Here is a 14,677-nt window from a genome sequence, read left to right on the forward strand (position 1 = left end):
CGTTTCCGGCTCCGCACCGCCGCCCGGCACCAACCCGGACATCGTGGTCTCCGCCGTCTGCGTCTACGACGCCCGCGGCCGGCTGCTCACCGTGCGCAAGCGCGGGACGGACAAGTTCATGCACCCCGGCGGCAAGCCCGAAGCCGGGGAATCAGCGGCGCAGGCCGCGGCCCGCGAACTGGCCGAGGAGGTCGGCATCGTCCTGCCGCCCGAGGCCCTGCAGCCCCTGGGCCGGTGGCTGGCCGACGCCGCCAACGAGGCCGCCACCCGGATCGACGCGACGGTCTTCACCGCGCCCGGGACCTGGACCGCGGCGCCGTCGGCCGAGATCGCGGAGATCCGCTGGCTGGACCTGGCCGGCGAGCTTCCGGGCGACCTGGCCCCGCTTCTGACCGACCACGTGCTGCCTCTGCTCGCGGCGGCGCGCGACGCCGGGGCCTAGGCGGGCCCGGGCCCGGGTCCCCTGCGGGCCGGGCCCTCTGCGTCCGGCCTAGGCGTCCGGCAGCGCGTCGGCCGCGACCGCGGTGGCCTCGGCGAACTGCGTCCGGTACAGCTCCGCGTAGCGGCCCTCGGCGGCCAGCAACTCGCTGTGCGTCCCCCGCTCGACAACCACGCCGCCCTCGATCACCAGGATCGCGTCCGCGGCGCGGATGGTGGAGAGCCGGTGGGCGATCACGACGGCGGTGCGGCCTTCCAGCGCGGCACCGAGCGCGTCCTGGACCGCGGCCTCGTTGGTCGAGTCCAGCGCGGCGGTGGCCTCATCGAGAATGACCACCCGCGGCTGGGCGATGAGCAGCCGGGCGATGGTGAGGCGCTGGCGTTCGCCGCCGGAGAGCCGGTAGCCGCGCTCCCCCACGATGGTGTCCAGGCCGTCCGGCAGCGAGCGGATCATGTCCTCGAGCCGGGCCTGGCGCAGCACGTCCCACATCAGCTCCTCGGTCGCGTCCGGGCGCGCCAGGCGCAGGTTGGAGGCGATGCTCTCGTGGAACAGGTGGCCGTCCTGGGTCACCATGCCCAGGGTCTCGCGCATCGAATCGAAGGTCAGGTCGCGGACGTCGACGCCGGTGCCCGGTTCGCTGCCGCCGAAGCGGACCGCCCCGGAGTCGACGTCGTACAGTCGGGACAGCAGCTGGGCGATGGTGGACTTGCCGGCGCCGGAGGACCCCACCAGGGCCACCGTCTGCCCGGGTTCGACCCGGAAGCTGATGCCATGCAGGACTTCCTCGCCGCCCCGGGTGTCCAGGGTGGAGACGTCCTCGAGTGAGGCCAGGGACACCTTGTCGGCCGAGGGGTAGGAGAATCGGACGTTGTCGAATTCCACGGAGAGCGGTCCACGCGGGGATGCCACGGCGTCCGGCTTCTGCTGGATCAGCGGCTTGAGGTCCAGGATCTCGAAGACCCGCTCGAAGCTGACCAGCGCACTCATGATCTCCACCCGGGCGCTGGAAAGCGCGGTGAGCGGGGCGTAGAGGCGGGTGAGCAGCAGGGCCAGCACGACGACGTCGCCTGCGGCGAGCTGGCCGCCGAGCGCCAGCCAGCCGCCCAGGCCGTAGACCAGCGCCAGTGCCAGCGCGGAGACCAGGGTCAGGGCGGTGACGAAGGTGAACTGCAGCATCGCGGTGCGGACGCCGATATCCCGCACCCGGCCGGCGCGCACGGCGAATTCATGGGATTCCTCGTCCGGGCGGCCGAAGAGCTTGACCAGGGTGGCGCCGGGCGCCGAGAAGCGCTCGGTCATCTGGGTGCCCATGGTGGCGTTGTGTTCGGCCGCCTCACGCCGCAGCTCGGCCAGCCGGGAGCCCATCCGCCGGGCCGGGATCAGGAAGATCGGCAGCAGGATCATGGCCAGCACCGTCACCAGCCACGACTTGTTCAGCATCACGGCCAGGGTCAGGACCAGGGCCACCACGTTGCTGACCACGCCGGAGAGGGTGCCGGCGAACGCGGACTGGGCGCCGATGACGTCGTTGTTCAGCCGGCTCACCAGGGCGCCGGTGCGGGTGCGGGTGAAGAATGCGATAGGCATCTTCTGGACGTGGTCGAAGACCCGGGTGCGCAGGTCCAGGATCACGCCCTCGCCGATGGTCGAGGACAGCCACCGCGTCACGAGGCCCAGGCCGGCCTCGGCAACGGCCACGATCGCGATCAGGACGGCCAGCCAGATGACCGTGCCCGCGTCCGTCTTGGCGATGATCGCGTCGACCACTTGGCCGGCGAGCACCGGCGTGGCGACGGCCAGGACCGCCATCACGATGGAGAGCAGCACGAAGGCGATCAGCCGGTTGCGGTGCGGCCGGGCGAAACCGAAGACGCGCTTGACCAGGGCCTTGGAGAAGCTCCTGGAGCCGTCGGCGCCGCGGGTGATGTTGTAGAGGGAGCTCCAGGCGACCCGGTCCATACTCATGTGTTGGTGCCTTTCGGGGCGCTCGCGCCCAGCAGTTCGGTGACGGTGCCGTCCACGACGTTCCAGCGGACGTCGAGGCGGACGTTTTCCAGGAGCCGGCGGTCGTGCGTGACCAGCAGCAGGGCGCCGTCGTAGCTTTCCAGCGCTTGCTCCAGCTGTTCGATCGCGGGCAGGTCGAGGTGGTTGGTGGGTTCGTCCAGGACCAGCAGGTTCACGCCGCGGGCCTGCAGCAGCGCCAGCGCCGCGCGGGTTCGTTCCCCGGGCGAGAGGGAGTCGACGGTTCGGGAGGTGTGGTCCGCCTTGAGCCCGAACTTGGCCAGCAGGGTCCGGACCTCGGCCGCCGTCTGGTCGGTCAGGACGGCCTCGACGGCGTCGGCGAGCTTAAGGTGTCCGGCCAGCAGCCCGCGGGCCTGGTCGATCTCCCCGACGGCCACGGAGGCGCCCATCGAGGCGTCCCCGGAGTCGGGCCGTTGCACGCCAAGCAGCAGGCGCAGCAGGGTGGACTTGCCGGCCCCGTTGGGGCCGGTGATGCCGATCCGCTCGCCGGCGTTGAGCTGCAGGTTCACCGGGCCCAGGGTGAAGTCGCCCTGGCGGACGACGGCGTCGCGCAGGGTGGCGACGACGGCGCTGGAGCGCGGGGCGGCGCCGATGCTGAACTGCAGCTGCCATTCCTTGCGCGGTTCCTCGACCTCTTCCAGCCGGGCGATCCGGGACTCCATTTGGCGGACCTTCTGGCCTTGCTTCTCCGAGGACTCGGTGTTCGCGGCGCGGCGGATCTTGTCGTTGTCCGGGCTCTTCTTCATCGCGTTCCGGACGCCCTGGGAGCTCCATTCCCGCTGGGTGCGGGCCCGTGAAACCAGGTCCGCCTTGGTGGCGGCGAACTCCTCGTAACGTTCGCGGGCGTGCCGGCGGGCGACGGCGCGTTCCTCGAGGTAGGACTCGTAGCCGCCGTCGTAGACCGCGACGGCGTTCTGGGCCAGGTCCAGTTCCACCACGGTGGTCACGCAGCGGGCCAGGAACTCGCGGTCGTGGGAGACCAGCACGACGCCGCCGCGCAGGCCCTGGACGAAGGCCTCCAGCCGGGCCAGGCCGTTCAGGTCGAGGTCGTTGGTGGGCTCGTCCAGCAGCACGATGTCGAAGCGGCTGAGCAGCAGGGCCGCGAGCGCCACCCGCGCCGCCTGGCCGCCGGAGAGCCCGGTCATGGCCGCGTCCTCGCCTACCTCCAGGCCCAGGTCCGCGAGTACGGCTGGGATGCGGTCGTCCAGGTCGGCGGCGCCGGAGGCCATCCAGCGGTCGAAGGCGGCCGCGTAGGCGTCGTCGGAGCCGGGTGCACCGGAGCCGAGGGCCTCGGCGGTGGACTCCATCTCTACCGTGGCCTGGGCGCAGCCGGTCCGCCGGGCAATGTAGCCCGCGACGGTTTCGCCGGGGATCCGTTCGTGTTCCTGGGGCAGCCAGCCAACAAATGCGTCCGCAGGGGCCAGGCTGACCGTTCCCTCCTGGGGTTCGTCGACGCCGGCCAGCAGCCGGAGGAGAGTGGACTTGCCGGCACCGTTCGCGCCGACGACGCCGACCACGTCCCCGGGCGCCACCGTGAGGGAGAGTTTGGAGAAAAGAGTGCGGTGGTCGTGGCCGCCGGAAAGGTCTTTCGCAACGAGGGTTGCCGTCATGAATCCATCCTCTCACCGGCCGCCCGGACGGGGCTGCGGGGGCATGTTCCGGCTCGCAGCGGGCCGGGCATAGAAGAACCCGCTGGTCCGGACTTGGGGGGTGTACGGACCAGCGGGTTCGAGCAACTAGCATAGTTGATTCGGGCCCGCCGGCAAAATCGCCGGCGTCAGGGTCCGGACTCATGACAGGGCACAGCGGGGGCAGGTGCGAACACGCCGAAAGAGGAACCAGCCCGTGATCACCACTCTCCTGGTCTGCGTCCTGGCGGTCTGCGCCGTCATCACGGTGCTTAGGATTCCCGCTGCGTTGCGCGGCGAAAACCGATCCCTGTTCGGCATTTTCCTGCTGGCCACCGTGGCCATGGTGCTCAGCATCCAGGCAAGCTATAACGCCATCGACCATCTACTGGGGTCTCAAAACTACGCGAACCTGCTGCTGCGGTTCGTCATCTACGGCACCGTGCTGCTGGCCGGCTACAAGATCGCCAAGGGCTTCGAGAACAAACGGAGCCTCCGGCTCCTGCTGGGCCCGGTCGGGCTGACCGCTCTGGCGCTGATCTGCCTGGCCACCGCCGTGCCATTCCTGCTGGCGAACACCGCCGGCACCTCGGTAGGACTGGCCACGCTGCCGGACCAAAGCGAGCACAACCGCCAGCTCATCGCCCTCTACACCCTGGCCGGTCGGCTCTACCCCGCCTACGTGGCCGCCTGCCTCCTGCCGGCAACCATCCACGCGCTGCGGTCCCGCCTCCCGGGGCTGGTTCGGGGAGGGGCGGCGCTCCTGACGCTGGGTTCTATCGCCATGGTTGTGATGCCGTTCAGCGATCTCGTCCCCCGCGGCCTGACTTTCCTCCAGTACTACATCAGCTCGGCTGCCGTCCTGGGGCTGGTACTGGGACTGGCCCTGATCTGGCTGGGACGGCTGTCCGCCCGGCGGTCCGTGGGCTCCGGGCTGAAGAATTCCCACGAATCCCGCATGGCGGGACCGGCGAAGACGGGCAAGAGCGACCTATAATGGTTCTCAGCATTGGGGGGTGCCGGCCATCGTCGGCGGCGTACCGTTAGTGCTGTGAGGCCCTGCCAACCCGCTCCGGTACGAATCCGCAGAAAGTCATAGATGCCCTTACCCGCCAAAGCCTTCCAACTCTGGCTCCATGGTGTTGCGCCCGCGGCAAGCACCGCTGACATCTGCAGGATCTCGGGACTGAAACGGACGACCCTGGCGCAGCAGTTGGTGCGGGGCAAGGTGGCCGAAACCTCCGTGGTCAGCATCAGCCGGGCACTGGGGATCAACCCCGCCGAGGCCCTGTCCTCTTTCGATCAGTACGCCGAGCTCAAGCAGCTGAGGCGGCCTCCCACCTCCGCGGAACTCGTGAGCCAGATCGCCACCATGGACCTCCTGGAGGCTGTCGTGGCGCGCTCCTCGGGCCGGAGCGGACGACTGACACTGAGCCCGCCGCCCCACGCCACCTCCGTGCGGAACTGGGTGGACGCCGTCGACGACGGCGAACTGCGGCACCGGGTGTCGGCCGCCTCCGGCGTCGCCCCGCAAAATTACTCGGCGCAGCTGACCGCCAACCGGTTGTCCCCGGAACTGGCCATTGCCACATCGCGGGCTGCCGGCGTCGGCTTCAGCGCCGGCTTTGTGGCTACCGGCCTGATCACGGAGGCGGAGGCCGGTTGGTCCCCCTCAGCCCGGCAGGAAGCCCTCGACGCCCTGTCCGACGGTGACCTCGTTTCCCTCGGCGGTGACCGGCTCCAGGCCCTGGGCCGCACCCTGCGGCGGCAGGAACAGGAACAGGCCCAGACCGAGAAGATCTGGGAGAACCTGGGGTGATCGACATCCTGCAATGGACCACGCTGGGCGTCTGCGCACTCCTGGCCGTGTTTCGCATCCCTAGCGCCCTCCGCGGGGAGAACCGGCTCATGTTCGGGATCTTTCTGCTGATGACGCTCGCCATCCTGCTCAGCATGGAGGCGCCCTACGTCGCGGTGGACCAGCTCCTGGGCGGCACCAACATTGCCAACCTGGTGCTCAGGTTCGTCATCTTCGGGGTCATTCTGCTGATCGGGCTGCGCGTCGCCCGCGGTTTCGGCGCCGGGCGGGCGCTCTCATGGATTGCCGGGAAGCCGGGCGTCACCGCACTGGCCCTGGCCTGCGCCGCCGTCATCGTGACCTTCCTGCTGATGGACACCCAAGGGTCCTCTGCGGGCCTCAAAGCTATTGCAGCCAAGGACGCTCGTAACGCCGCACTGGTAGAGGTTTACGGCGCGTTCGGCCGGCTTTACCCCTGCTACATCGCGGTGGTCCTGTTGCCGACCATGATCCGTACCGTGCGCAGCCGCCTCCCTGTGCTGATCCGGCTCGCGGCGGTGTTCCTGTCGGTCGGCGCGGTGGGGTTGGTCCTCAGTCTGTCGTCACCGATCATCCCACCGGGCATGGGATTCATCCGGTTCATCGTCAATTACACCGCCGTGCTCTGCTACGTCCTGGGCCTGGCCGCCGTCTGGGCGGACAAAATCAGGGCGCAGGCCCGGCGCCGAAATCCGCTGCCTTCATCCGAGAGCAGCTTCTCCCCCTAGAAACGAGGCATCATGACGTTGCTGGGATGGGGAACCCTGATTGTTTGCGGCGTGGCTCTGCTGCTCCGTGTGCCCGACGCCGTCCGCGGCCGGAACCGGACCGTCTTTGGCATCCTGTTCCTGGCCACCCTCTGCAGCCTGCTCAGCCTCCCGGGCCCCTATGCCGCCGTCGACGGCGCCCTCGGCGGGATCAACCTGACCAATCTCGTCCTGCGCTTCCTGGTCTGTGCCATGGTCCTGCTGGTGGGGCTGCGCCTATCCCGGGCCCTGGGCGGCGCCCGTACCCGGGAACTGGTGACGGGCCGGTGGGGACGCCTGGCCATGGCAGCGGCGTGCGTGGCGCTTGCGGTGACGTTCTTCCTGATGGACACCCGCGGCTCCTCGGCGGGGCTGGAGGCGCTGCCGGACCGGGGTGGGCGCAACGCCGCACTCGCGCCGATGTACGCGGGCTTCGGACGCGTCTACCCTGCTTACATCTCGCTGGTCCTGCTGCCCGCCCTTCTCGCCGCGGTGCGGGCACAGTTGCCCCGGCTGGTGCGCAGCGGCGCGGGCCTGACCGCCGCCGGAGCGGTCGCCGCCATCCTCACGGTCCCCGTTAGTTTTGCGCCAGACGCCTGGGACGACGCACGCATCGTGGTGAACTACGCGGCGGTCCTCGGCTACGTGCTGGGTCTGCTGCTCTTCTGGTTGTCGGGGCGCCTGTCCCGGCCGCAAGATAACGCTCCGGCAACGTTCCGGGAAAAATAACGTCATGCATTCACAAAATCATTAGACCGTGAGAGAATCATGAATGTGTGAAAACGCCGCCCGGTCCCTTGAATGGGGATTCAGTCTGATTGGACCGGCGGTCGTCCAAGCGCCATTGGGGGGATGAGTGGTAGCGGTCCGCAAGGACCGCTCCCACTCAGCCTGGTTTAAGGCCACTTTCCGCCCCGCGGCCGCCCGCAGGTTGCCGGAACCGCCGGAAAGACCCGGTTCAGCAGGCCAGGCGCAGGGTCACCAGCTGGAACGGGCGCAGCTCCAGCACCGCATCGGCCCCGCGGATTTCGACGCCGGGCGCGTCCGCCGGACGCTCCAGCAGGTCCACAGACCAGACCCGGGACACAGCAAAGTACGCCGAGAGTACCCCACGCGAGCGTCGGCCGAGGGCCTCATAGAGCCTGACCACCACGTCACCGGAGCCGTCCTCGGCCAGTTTTACCGCCTCCACCACCAGGGCCGGGTTGCTCACGGCGACCAGCGGCTCCGCCCCGTGCGCCCCCTTGACCATGCGGGGCGCAAGGTTGGTGCGGTACCCCTCCTCGACGGCGTCGGCAATGCCCGCACCGGGCCGCACCGTCACGGTCAGCTCGTGCGGCCCCTGGTCTGCGCCGGGGTCGGGGAACTTCGGCGCCCGCAGCAGCGAGACCCGCACCGTGGTGGTGGTTCCCCCGTCGTCCCTGACCTGGCGGGTGACGTCATGGCCGTAGCTGGCCGCGTTGCTGACCGCCACGCCATACCCGGGCTCCTCCACGTGGATCCAGCGGTGGGCGCAGATCTCAAACTTCGCCGCCTCCCAGGACGTGTTGACGTGCGTGGGCCGGAAGACATGGCCGAACTGAGTCTCCGCGGCGGAACGGTCCGCCCGCAGGTCCAAGGGGAACCCCAGCTTGAGCAGCTTCTCGCGCTCCCGCCAGTCCACGGCCGTGGCGATCTCCAGCGACGCGGACCCCGGCGCCAGCCTCAGCCGCTGCGTCACGGGTGAGCCGCCCGCCATCCGCTCGATCACGACGACGGCATCACCGCCGTCGCGCTCCAGGGTCACGGACCTGGCCTCGGTCAGGGCGGTGACGTTGCGCCGGTAGAAGGAATCGATGTCCCAGGCGTCCCATTCGTTGGGGGTGTCCCGGTGCAGTTCCAGGAGGTTGCCGGCGGCGCCGGGGGCGATCGCCTCCCGTCCGCTGGCGTGGTCCCGGAGCGAGACCAGCAGCCCGTTCGCGTCCACTACGGCACGGATGATCCCGTTGTCCAGCACGAAGCCGCTGTCGGCCGCCGTCGCGTTCACGGCGGCGCCGGCCGGTTCCGGTTCGGCCGCGCCGAGCGCGGGGACCCCGGCGCGGGCGTGCGGGGCGGCGTTGAGCAGGATATCGCGGTCCCCGTCCCCGAGGACGGCGGCGGCCGCGGCCGCGATGATCGCCTCAAGGTCACGGGCGACGGCGTCGTAGTTCCGTTCCGCGTCCTGGTGCACCCAGGCGATCGAGCTGCCGGGCAGGATGTCGTGGAACTGCTGCAGCAGCACCAGGCGCCACAGCCGCTTCAGCTCGGCCGCCGGGTAGGCGGCGCCGGCCCGGACCGCCGCGGTGGCGGACCAGAGCTCCGCCTCCCGGAGCAGGTGCTCGCAGCGGCGGTTCCCCCGCTTGGTGTTGGCCTGGCTGGTGTAGGTGCCGCGGTGGAGCTCCAGATACAGCTCCCCCACCCACACCGGCGGGGACGGATAGTCTTCCGCCGCCTCGCTGAAGAAGTCCGCCGCGGAGCCTATCCGCACCCGCGGCGAGCCCTCCAGGTCAGCGGTGCGCCGCGCGGCCGCCAGCATCTCCCGGGTGGGTCCGCCGCCGCCGTCGCCGTAGCCGAAGGGCAGCAGGGACATGCTGCCGCGACCGTGGTCCCGGTAGTTGCGCTCGGCGTGGGCCAGTTCGCGGCCGCTGATCTCGGAGCTGTAGCTGTCCACCGGCGGGAAGTGGGTAAAGAGGCGGGTGCCGTCGATTCCCTCCCACTCGAAGGTGTGGTGCGGCATCCGGTTGACCTGGTTCCAGGAGATCTTCTGGGTCAGGAACCAGCGGCTGCCGGCGGCCTTGACGATCTGCGGCAGCGCGGCGGAGTAGCCAAAGGTGTCCGGCAGCCACGCCTCGTGGCATTCGACGTCGAACTCGGCCAGGAAGAAGCTCTTGCCCTCGAGGAACTGCCGCGCCATGGCCTCGCCGCCGGGAATGTTGCTGTCCGCCTCGACCCACATCCCGCCGACGGGGACGAACTGGCCGGCGCGGACCTTGTCCCGGATGCGTTCGAACAGTTCCGGGTAGAACTCCTTCATCCAGGCCAGCTGCTGCGCGGAGGAGCAGGAGAAGACGAAATCGGGGTCCTCGTCCATCAGCGCCACCACGTTGGAGAAGGTCCGGGCGCACTTGCGGATGGTCTCCCGGACCGGCCAGAGCCAGGCCGAGTCGATGTGCGCGTGGCCGGTGGCCAGCAGCTGGTGGGCCGAGGCGTAGGCCGGGCGGGACAGCACCTCGGCGAGCTGCGCGCGTCCGGCGTCGGCCGTGCCGGCGACGTCGTCCGGGTCCATGGTGTCCAGCATCCGCTCCAGGGCGCGGAGGATCTCGTGGCGGCGGGGCAGCTCCGTGGGCAGTTCGTGCATCAGCCCCCGCAGCGTCCAGATGTCCTGGTGCAGTTCCCAGACGCACTGGTCCAGTTCGGCGATCACGATCCGGCCCAGCCGGTAGCGGGGCTCGGTACCCGCGGTGGCCTTGTCCCCCAGCGGCGTGGCGGCGAAGGTCCAGCCCTGTGAGAGGTCGGGGTTCGCGGCCGCCTCGACGTAGAAGTCCACCGTCATGCCGCTGCCGAGGAGTTTCAGCGGAATGTACTGGTTCCGCGGCGAGATGGCTTTGATCACGGTACCGTCCGGCCGCCAGGCGGTGCCCTCACACTGGAAGCCCGGCAGGTCCGCGCTGAACCCCAGGTCAACCAGGACCTCGACGGCGGTCGGCGCGCTGCCCCAGGTCTCCGGCACCTCGCCCTGGAGCCGCAGCCAGGTGGTGGACCACGGGCCGCCCCAGGGTGCCCCGGGGTCCTGCGGGGTGAAGTCCTCCTGCTGCAGGGCTTCCAGGGCCGGGACGGGTTCCCCGGGCGCGGTCCAGCTGCTCAGGCGCAGCGGGACGGTGCGGGGGTAAATGGCCGGAACGATGCGTTCGCGCACGAAGCGGTCCAGCCGGACTTCCGTGAGACGGCGGTCGTCGTGCACAGTGAACCTCTTTTTGCTCTGGTGCGGAGGAACCGGGCGCAGGCCTGAATCCAGTCGTTGGATTAATCTACGGCGCCACGGGTGCTTAGGCCAGCCGTCCGGTTGAGGGCAGGGCGGCCGGCACGCCGATCCGTTCGTGGCCGGCGTACACGTTCAGGCTGGTGCCCCGGCTGAAGCCCGCCAGCGTCATCCCGCTGGCTTCGGCGAGTTCCACGGCCAGGCTGCTGGGTGCGCTGACGGCGGACAGGACGGGAATTCCGGCGAGCGAGGCCTTTTGCACGAGTTCGAAGGAGGCGCGGCCAGAGACTTGCAGGACGGTGCCGCGCAGGGGCAGCAGCCCCTCCCGGAGTGCCCAGCCCACCACCTTGTCGACGGCGTTGTGGCGGCCGACGTCCTCGCGCAGGCAGAGGAGCTCGGCGCCGCCGTCGTCGGAGATGCGGAACAGCCCCGCCGCGTGCACGCCGCCGGTCGCGTCGAAGACCGCCTGGGCCTCACGCAGCCGGTCCGGGAGCGCGGCCAACGTCTCGACGGGCACGGCCACCGGGTCCCCCGCGGGGCTGAAGTGCGAGGACTTCTCGACGGCCTCGATCGAATCGGTGCCGCAGATCCCGCAGGAGCTTGAGGTGAAGAAGTTCCGTCCGGTGTCGGGGCGGACGACATCGGGCCGGAGCTGGGCTTCCACCACGTTGAAGGTCTGCACGCCGTCTTCGTCCTCGCCGGCGCAGAAGCGCAGCGAGACGAGCTGGTCGGCGGACCAGATGATCCCCTCGGAGACCAAGAAGCCGGCCACCAGGTCGAAGTCGTTGCCCGGGGTGCGCATGGTGACGGAGAAGGACGTGCTGCCCAGCCGCACCTCCAGTGGTTCCTCCACCGCCAGCACGTCCTCGCGGTACCGGACCGGGAACTCACGCGCCTGCGGGGATCCGTCCAGGACAAACTTGTGCACTTTGCGGCGTTGCGTCACGCGGCCCATTCGGTACTCCTCATCAGCGGTGCGGTGGGGCGGCCCGGCCTGCGGCCGGTTCCCGCCCCTGGATCCATTCTGAACTCGGCCGTGGTGCCAGCCAAGCGGGCGCCAGCCACGCCGGGCCACGTCTGGCCGGTGTCAGCCAAGCAGGGCGCTCCAGTCGACCGGACCGTTGCCGGCCGGTTTCTTCGGGGTGCGCCGCGCGGAGGGTTTCGGTGCGGGCTTGCCGGCGTCGGGCTCGGGCAGCGGCCGCCCCCAGGGCAGCGCGAACGCCGGGACGGGTTCGCCCAGCTGCGCCCCGTGCGGCGGGACCACCAGGACCCCGTCGGCGGCGGCCAGTCCGCGCATCATGCCGGGGCCGGTGTGCTGGGCCGGGGAGGCCATGCCGTAGACCATGCGGAAGGGCATCAGCCGGGTGCGGCCGGGATCGGCGTCGATCATCGTGCCGCACGGGACCTCCGTGACGGGCGGCGGGGGCCGGTGACCCAGCGCGGCCAGGAGTGGTCCGCCGATGGTGGAGAGCGCCATCATGGCTGCGAGCGGGTTGCCGGGCAGCCCGATGATGAAGCGTCCGTCGGGCAGTTCGGCCAGGACCGCGGGGTGCCCGGGACGCATCGCGATGCCGTCGATCAGCAGCCTGCCGCCCAACTGCTCGACGGTGCGGCGGAGGTGGTCGGTTCCGGACCGGCCGGTCCCCCCGGTGGTGATGACGACGTCGGCGGGCGGGGTGTCCTCGTCGTCGCCCACGGGTTCGGGGTCCTCCAGGGCGGCGAGCCATTCGCCGTCCCCGTCACCGATCTTGATCTCGCCGGCGGGGACGCCGCCGAGCAGGTCGACGACGGCGGACAGTTGAGGACTGAAGGTGTCCCGGACCTCCCCCGGCTGTGGCACGCCGCTGGCGACCACCTCGGAGCCGGTGAAAACCAGGCGGACCACCGGTTTCCCCAGCACGGGCAGCGCGTCGTGGCCGGCGAGGGCGGCGAGGGCCAGGTGGGCCGGGTTGAGCACGGTCCCCTTGGGGATCAGAACCTCACCCTCGGCCCCTTCCTCGGCGGCTTTGCGGATGTGGTCGCCGTTGCGGGGCTCCCCCGGCTTCGCGCCGCCGCCAAGCTTGAGCACCGGCAACTGGTCCTCGTCGGGGCCGATCACACCGCTCTCGCTGCGGAGCACGGCCTTCGCACCGGCCGGGATCAACCCGCCGGTGACAATGGGACTGGCCTGGTGAGGGGCGAGGCGCTGCCCCGGCTCGGCCAGGATCCAGGGGCCGCTGCCGTTCACCGCCCAGCCGTCCATGGCCGAGGACGCGTAGTGCGGCATGTCGTGCAGGGCCGTGACGTCGGCGGCGAGGGTGCGGCCGAGGGCGCGGCGCAGGGCCACCGGGGCCGGCGGGATCGGGCTGGCGCAGTCGAACGAGAGCTCCCGGGCTTCCTGCCACGTGTGGGCCAGGTGCCGGTGCGCGGCGGGCTCGGTCCGGGCGTCGTCGGCGTCGTCGCGGGGTGGCTCGGACGTCATTCCCCGGGGGCCTCGGCGGCGTATTCCTTGGCGAGTTTCCGCGCGACGCCCATGGCGGCCCGCATGGAGACCTCGTCGGTGGCCTGGCCGGTGCCGGAGGCCAGCCCGGCGGCGAAACCGGCGATGAAGGTGGTCAGCGGTGCGGCCGGGCGGATCACGGAGTGCGCGGCAACCCCGGCGAGTCCCAGTACCTCGTTGATGTCGATGTCGACGCCGTCGAGCTCGAGGGCCTGGAGCAGCGCGCGGCACCAGTCCTCGAGGGTTTCGTCCTGGCTCTTCACGGTGGGCCTTTCATGTCGTGTGCGGGCGGCCGCTTCCGTTCCCGGCCACGCCGGGACGCGCGACCCCAAGGGCCTGGGCGTCCGCCCAGGTGTCGACGTCGTCGGTGGACCCGGGCGGCACGGGAACCGTCCGCAGGTCCAGACTAGCAAGCAGGCCGAACAACGATCCGCCCACCAGCGTGCCGTGCCGTGCCGCGTCCGCCACCGATCGTTGTAGCGCGGCCGTGTCATAAAGACCGGCCAACGGCTGGATCCGGCCGTCCGCGGAAACGGCGACGCTGCCTTCCGAGCCGGGCTGCGCCCGGGAGCGGTCGGCGAAGAGGGCGTGGACGGCGTCGGCAACCAGCGGCATGTCGCAGGCCAGGACCAGCGTCAGCGGCGCGGGGTTTCGGCCCGCCGCCCCGCCGCCGGCAAGGGCCTCGAGCCCGGCGGCCAGGGCTGCCGCGGGTCCGGCGAAGGGCGGGTCTTCACGGCACAGGAGGATGCCGCCCGGGAGGCTGCCGGCTTCCGGGCCCACGACGGCGACGCTGCGTGCCCCGGCCGCCGCGAGCAGCGACCGCTCCAGCAGGGTGTCCCCGCGAAAGCGGAGGGCGGCCTTGGGGGTTCCGCCCAGCCGGGAGGACCTGCCCCCGGCGAGGATGACGGCGTCGAATTCCACCCGCCCAGCCTAGCCGCCTGCGGGCGGCCGACGGTGCTAGTGCGCGGATTCCGGCAGCAGGAACGGGTCCCATGCGGGGGTAGGCTTCTCCAGCTCCTTGATCTGCCAGATGGTGCCCTTCGGCGGACCGGGAGTGAAACCGAGCTTCCAGCCCATCTCGGCCGGGGTGTGGTCGCCCTTGACGTTGTTGCAGCGCAGGCAGGCGGCCACCAGGTTCTCCCAAGAGTCGGCGCCGCCCCGGGACTTGGGCTGGACGTGGTCGATGGTGTGGGCCGGTTTGGCGCAGTACGCGCACCGGTGGCCGTCCCGGCGGAGCACTCCGCGGCGGCTGACCGCGGTCACCGTGTTGTAGCGGGGGCGGATGTAGCGGTTGAGCAGGATGACGCTCGGCCGGCCGAGGATGTCCTGCGGCCCCACCACGGGGTCGTCCCCCTCGGCCACGACACTGGCCTTGCCCGTCAGCACGAGCACCAGTGCCCGGCGGAAGGTCACTACCGCCAGCGGTTCATATCCAGCATTCAGAACGAGTGTGCGCATCCGCATCCCTCTTCACGGCCGCACCCGCCAGTGGCACGAGGGCCGGCTGCCCTCTGCATGGTCAGGCTAAG

The 14,677-nt window shown here is 70.6% G+C and carries 13 protein-coding genes; 5 read left to right on the plus strand and 8 right to left on the minus strand.

Going from position 1 to position 14,677, the window contains the following annotated elements:
• Nucleotides 1–43 precede the first annotated feature (43 nt).
• Nucleotides 44–442 (plus strand): NUDIX domain-containing protein, encoded by a 399-nt coding sequence (locus AB0O44_RS14840; protein WP_364138850.1) that lies wholly within the window; start codon nucleotides 44–46, stop codon nucleotides 440–442.
• Nucleotides 443–490: 48 nt separating this feature from the next.
• Here the strand turns inward: AB0O44_RS14840 and AB0O44_RS14845 are convergent, their stop codons facing one another.
• Nucleotides 491–2,404 carry an ABC transporter ATP-binding protein gene (locus AB0O44_RS14845; protein WP_364138725.1) on the minus strand — a complete coding sequence of 638 codons (1,914 nt, stop codon included), beginning with the start codon at nucleotides 2,402–2,404 and terminating at the stop codon, nucleotides 491–493.
• Nucleotides 2,401–4,071: an ABC-F family ATP-binding cassette domain-containing protein gene (locus tag AB0O44_RS14850; RefSeq protein WP_364138726.1), complete on the minus strand. Its 1,671-nt coding sequence runs from the start codon at nucleotides 4,069–4,071 to the stop codon at nucleotides 2,401–2,403. Before AB0O44_RS14850 ends, AB0O44_RS14845 begins: the two co-directional genes overlap by 4 nt.
• A gap of 235 nt (nucleotides 4,072–4,306) precedes the next feature.
• Here AB0O44_RS14850 and AB0O44_RS14855 point away from each other — a divergent pair, with 235 nt between their 5' ends.
• The 4 genes from AB0O44_RS14855 (at nucleotide 4,307) to AB0O44_RS14870 (ending at nucleotide 7,401) form a co-directional block, all read left to right on the plus strand.
• Nucleotides 4,307–5,086, plus strand: a complete 780-nt coding sequence (locus AB0O44_RS14855) for a hypothetical protein (protein WP_364138728.1) — start codon at nucleotides 4,307–4,309, stop codon at nucleotides 5,084–5,086.
• Between the two features lie 102 nt (nucleotides 5,087–5,188).
• Entirely contained in the window at nucleotides 5,189–5,908 is a 720-nt protein-coding gene (locus tag AB0O44_RS14860; protein ID WP_364138729.1) for a hypothetical protein, read from the plus strand.
• Entirely contained in the window at nucleotides 5,905–6,654 is a 750-nt protein-coding gene (locus tag AB0O44_RS14865; protein ID WP_290258689.1) for a hypothetical protein, read from the plus strand. The genes AB0O44_RS14860 and AB0O44_RS14865 overlap by 4 nt, the downstream gene beginning before the upstream one ends.
• A gap of 12 nt (nucleotides 6,655–6,666) precedes the next feature.
• On the plus strand, nucleotides 6,667–7,401 hold the full coding sequence (locus AB0O44_RS14870) for a hypothetical protein (protein WP_364138731.1): 735 nt from the start codon (nucleotides 6,667–6,669) through the stop codon (nucleotides 7,399–7,401).
• A 229-nt stretch (nucleotides 7,402–7,630) separates the two neighbouring features.
• Here the strand turns inward: AB0O44_RS14870 and AB0O44_RS14875 are convergent, their stop codons facing one another.
• From AB0O44_RS14875 to AB0O44_RS14900, 6 genes are all read right to left on the minus strand, one after another.
• On the minus strand, nucleotides 7,631–10,651 hold the full coding sequence (locus AB0O44_RS14875) for a glycoside hydrolase family 38 C-terminal domain-containing protein (RefSeq protein ID WP_364138732.1): 3,021 nt from the start codon (nucleotides 10,649–10,651) through the stop codon (nucleotides 7,631–7,633).
• An 85-nt stretch (nucleotides 10,652–10,736) separates the two neighbouring features.
• Nucleotides 10,737–11,624, minus strand: coding sequence for a formate dehydrogenase accessory sulfurtransferase FdhD (gene fdhD, locus AB0O44_RS14880; RefSeq protein ID WP_290258692.1), 888 nt, complete (start codon nucleotides 11,622–11,624; stop codon nucleotides 10,737–10,739).
• Between the two features lie 132 nt (nucleotides 11,625–11,756).
• The gene (locus AB0O44_RS14885) at nucleotides 11,757–13,130 is read right to left on the minus strand and encodes a molybdopterin-binding protein (RefSeq protein ID WP_364138733.1); all 1,374 of its coding nucleotides are present in this window, start codon (nucleotides 13,128–13,130) and stop codon (nucleotides 11,757–11,759) included.
• Nucleotides 13,127–13,411: a DUF6457 domain-containing protein gene (locus AB0O44_RS14890; RefSeq protein ID WP_364138734.1), complete on the minus strand. Its 285-nt coding sequence runs from the start codon at nucleotides 13,409–13,411 to the stop codon at nucleotides 13,127–13,129. Before AB0O44_RS14890 ends, AB0O44_RS14885 begins: the two co-directional genes overlap by 4 nt.
• A gap of 10 nt (nucleotides 13,412–13,421) precedes the next feature.
• Nucleotides 13,422–14,069, minus strand: coding sequence for an NTP transferase domain-containing protein (locus AB0O44_RS14895; protein ID WP_364138735.1), 648 nt, complete (start codon nucleotides 14,067–14,069; stop codon nucleotides 13,422–13,424).
• A 36-nt stretch (nucleotides 14,070–14,105) separates the two neighbouring features.
• On the minus strand, nucleotides 14,106–14,606 hold the full coding sequence (locus AB0O44_RS14900; protein ID WP_364138737.1) for an HNH endonuclease: 501 nt from the start codon (nucleotides 14,604–14,606) through the stop codon (nucleotides 14,106–14,108).
• Nucleotides 14,607–14,677: the final 71 nt, after the last annotated feature.

The organism is Arthrobacter sp. NPDC080082 (assembly GCF_040686595.1).
Taxonomy (GTDB): Bacteria; Actinomycetota; Actinomycetes; order Actinomycetales; family Micrococcaceae; genus Arthrobacter.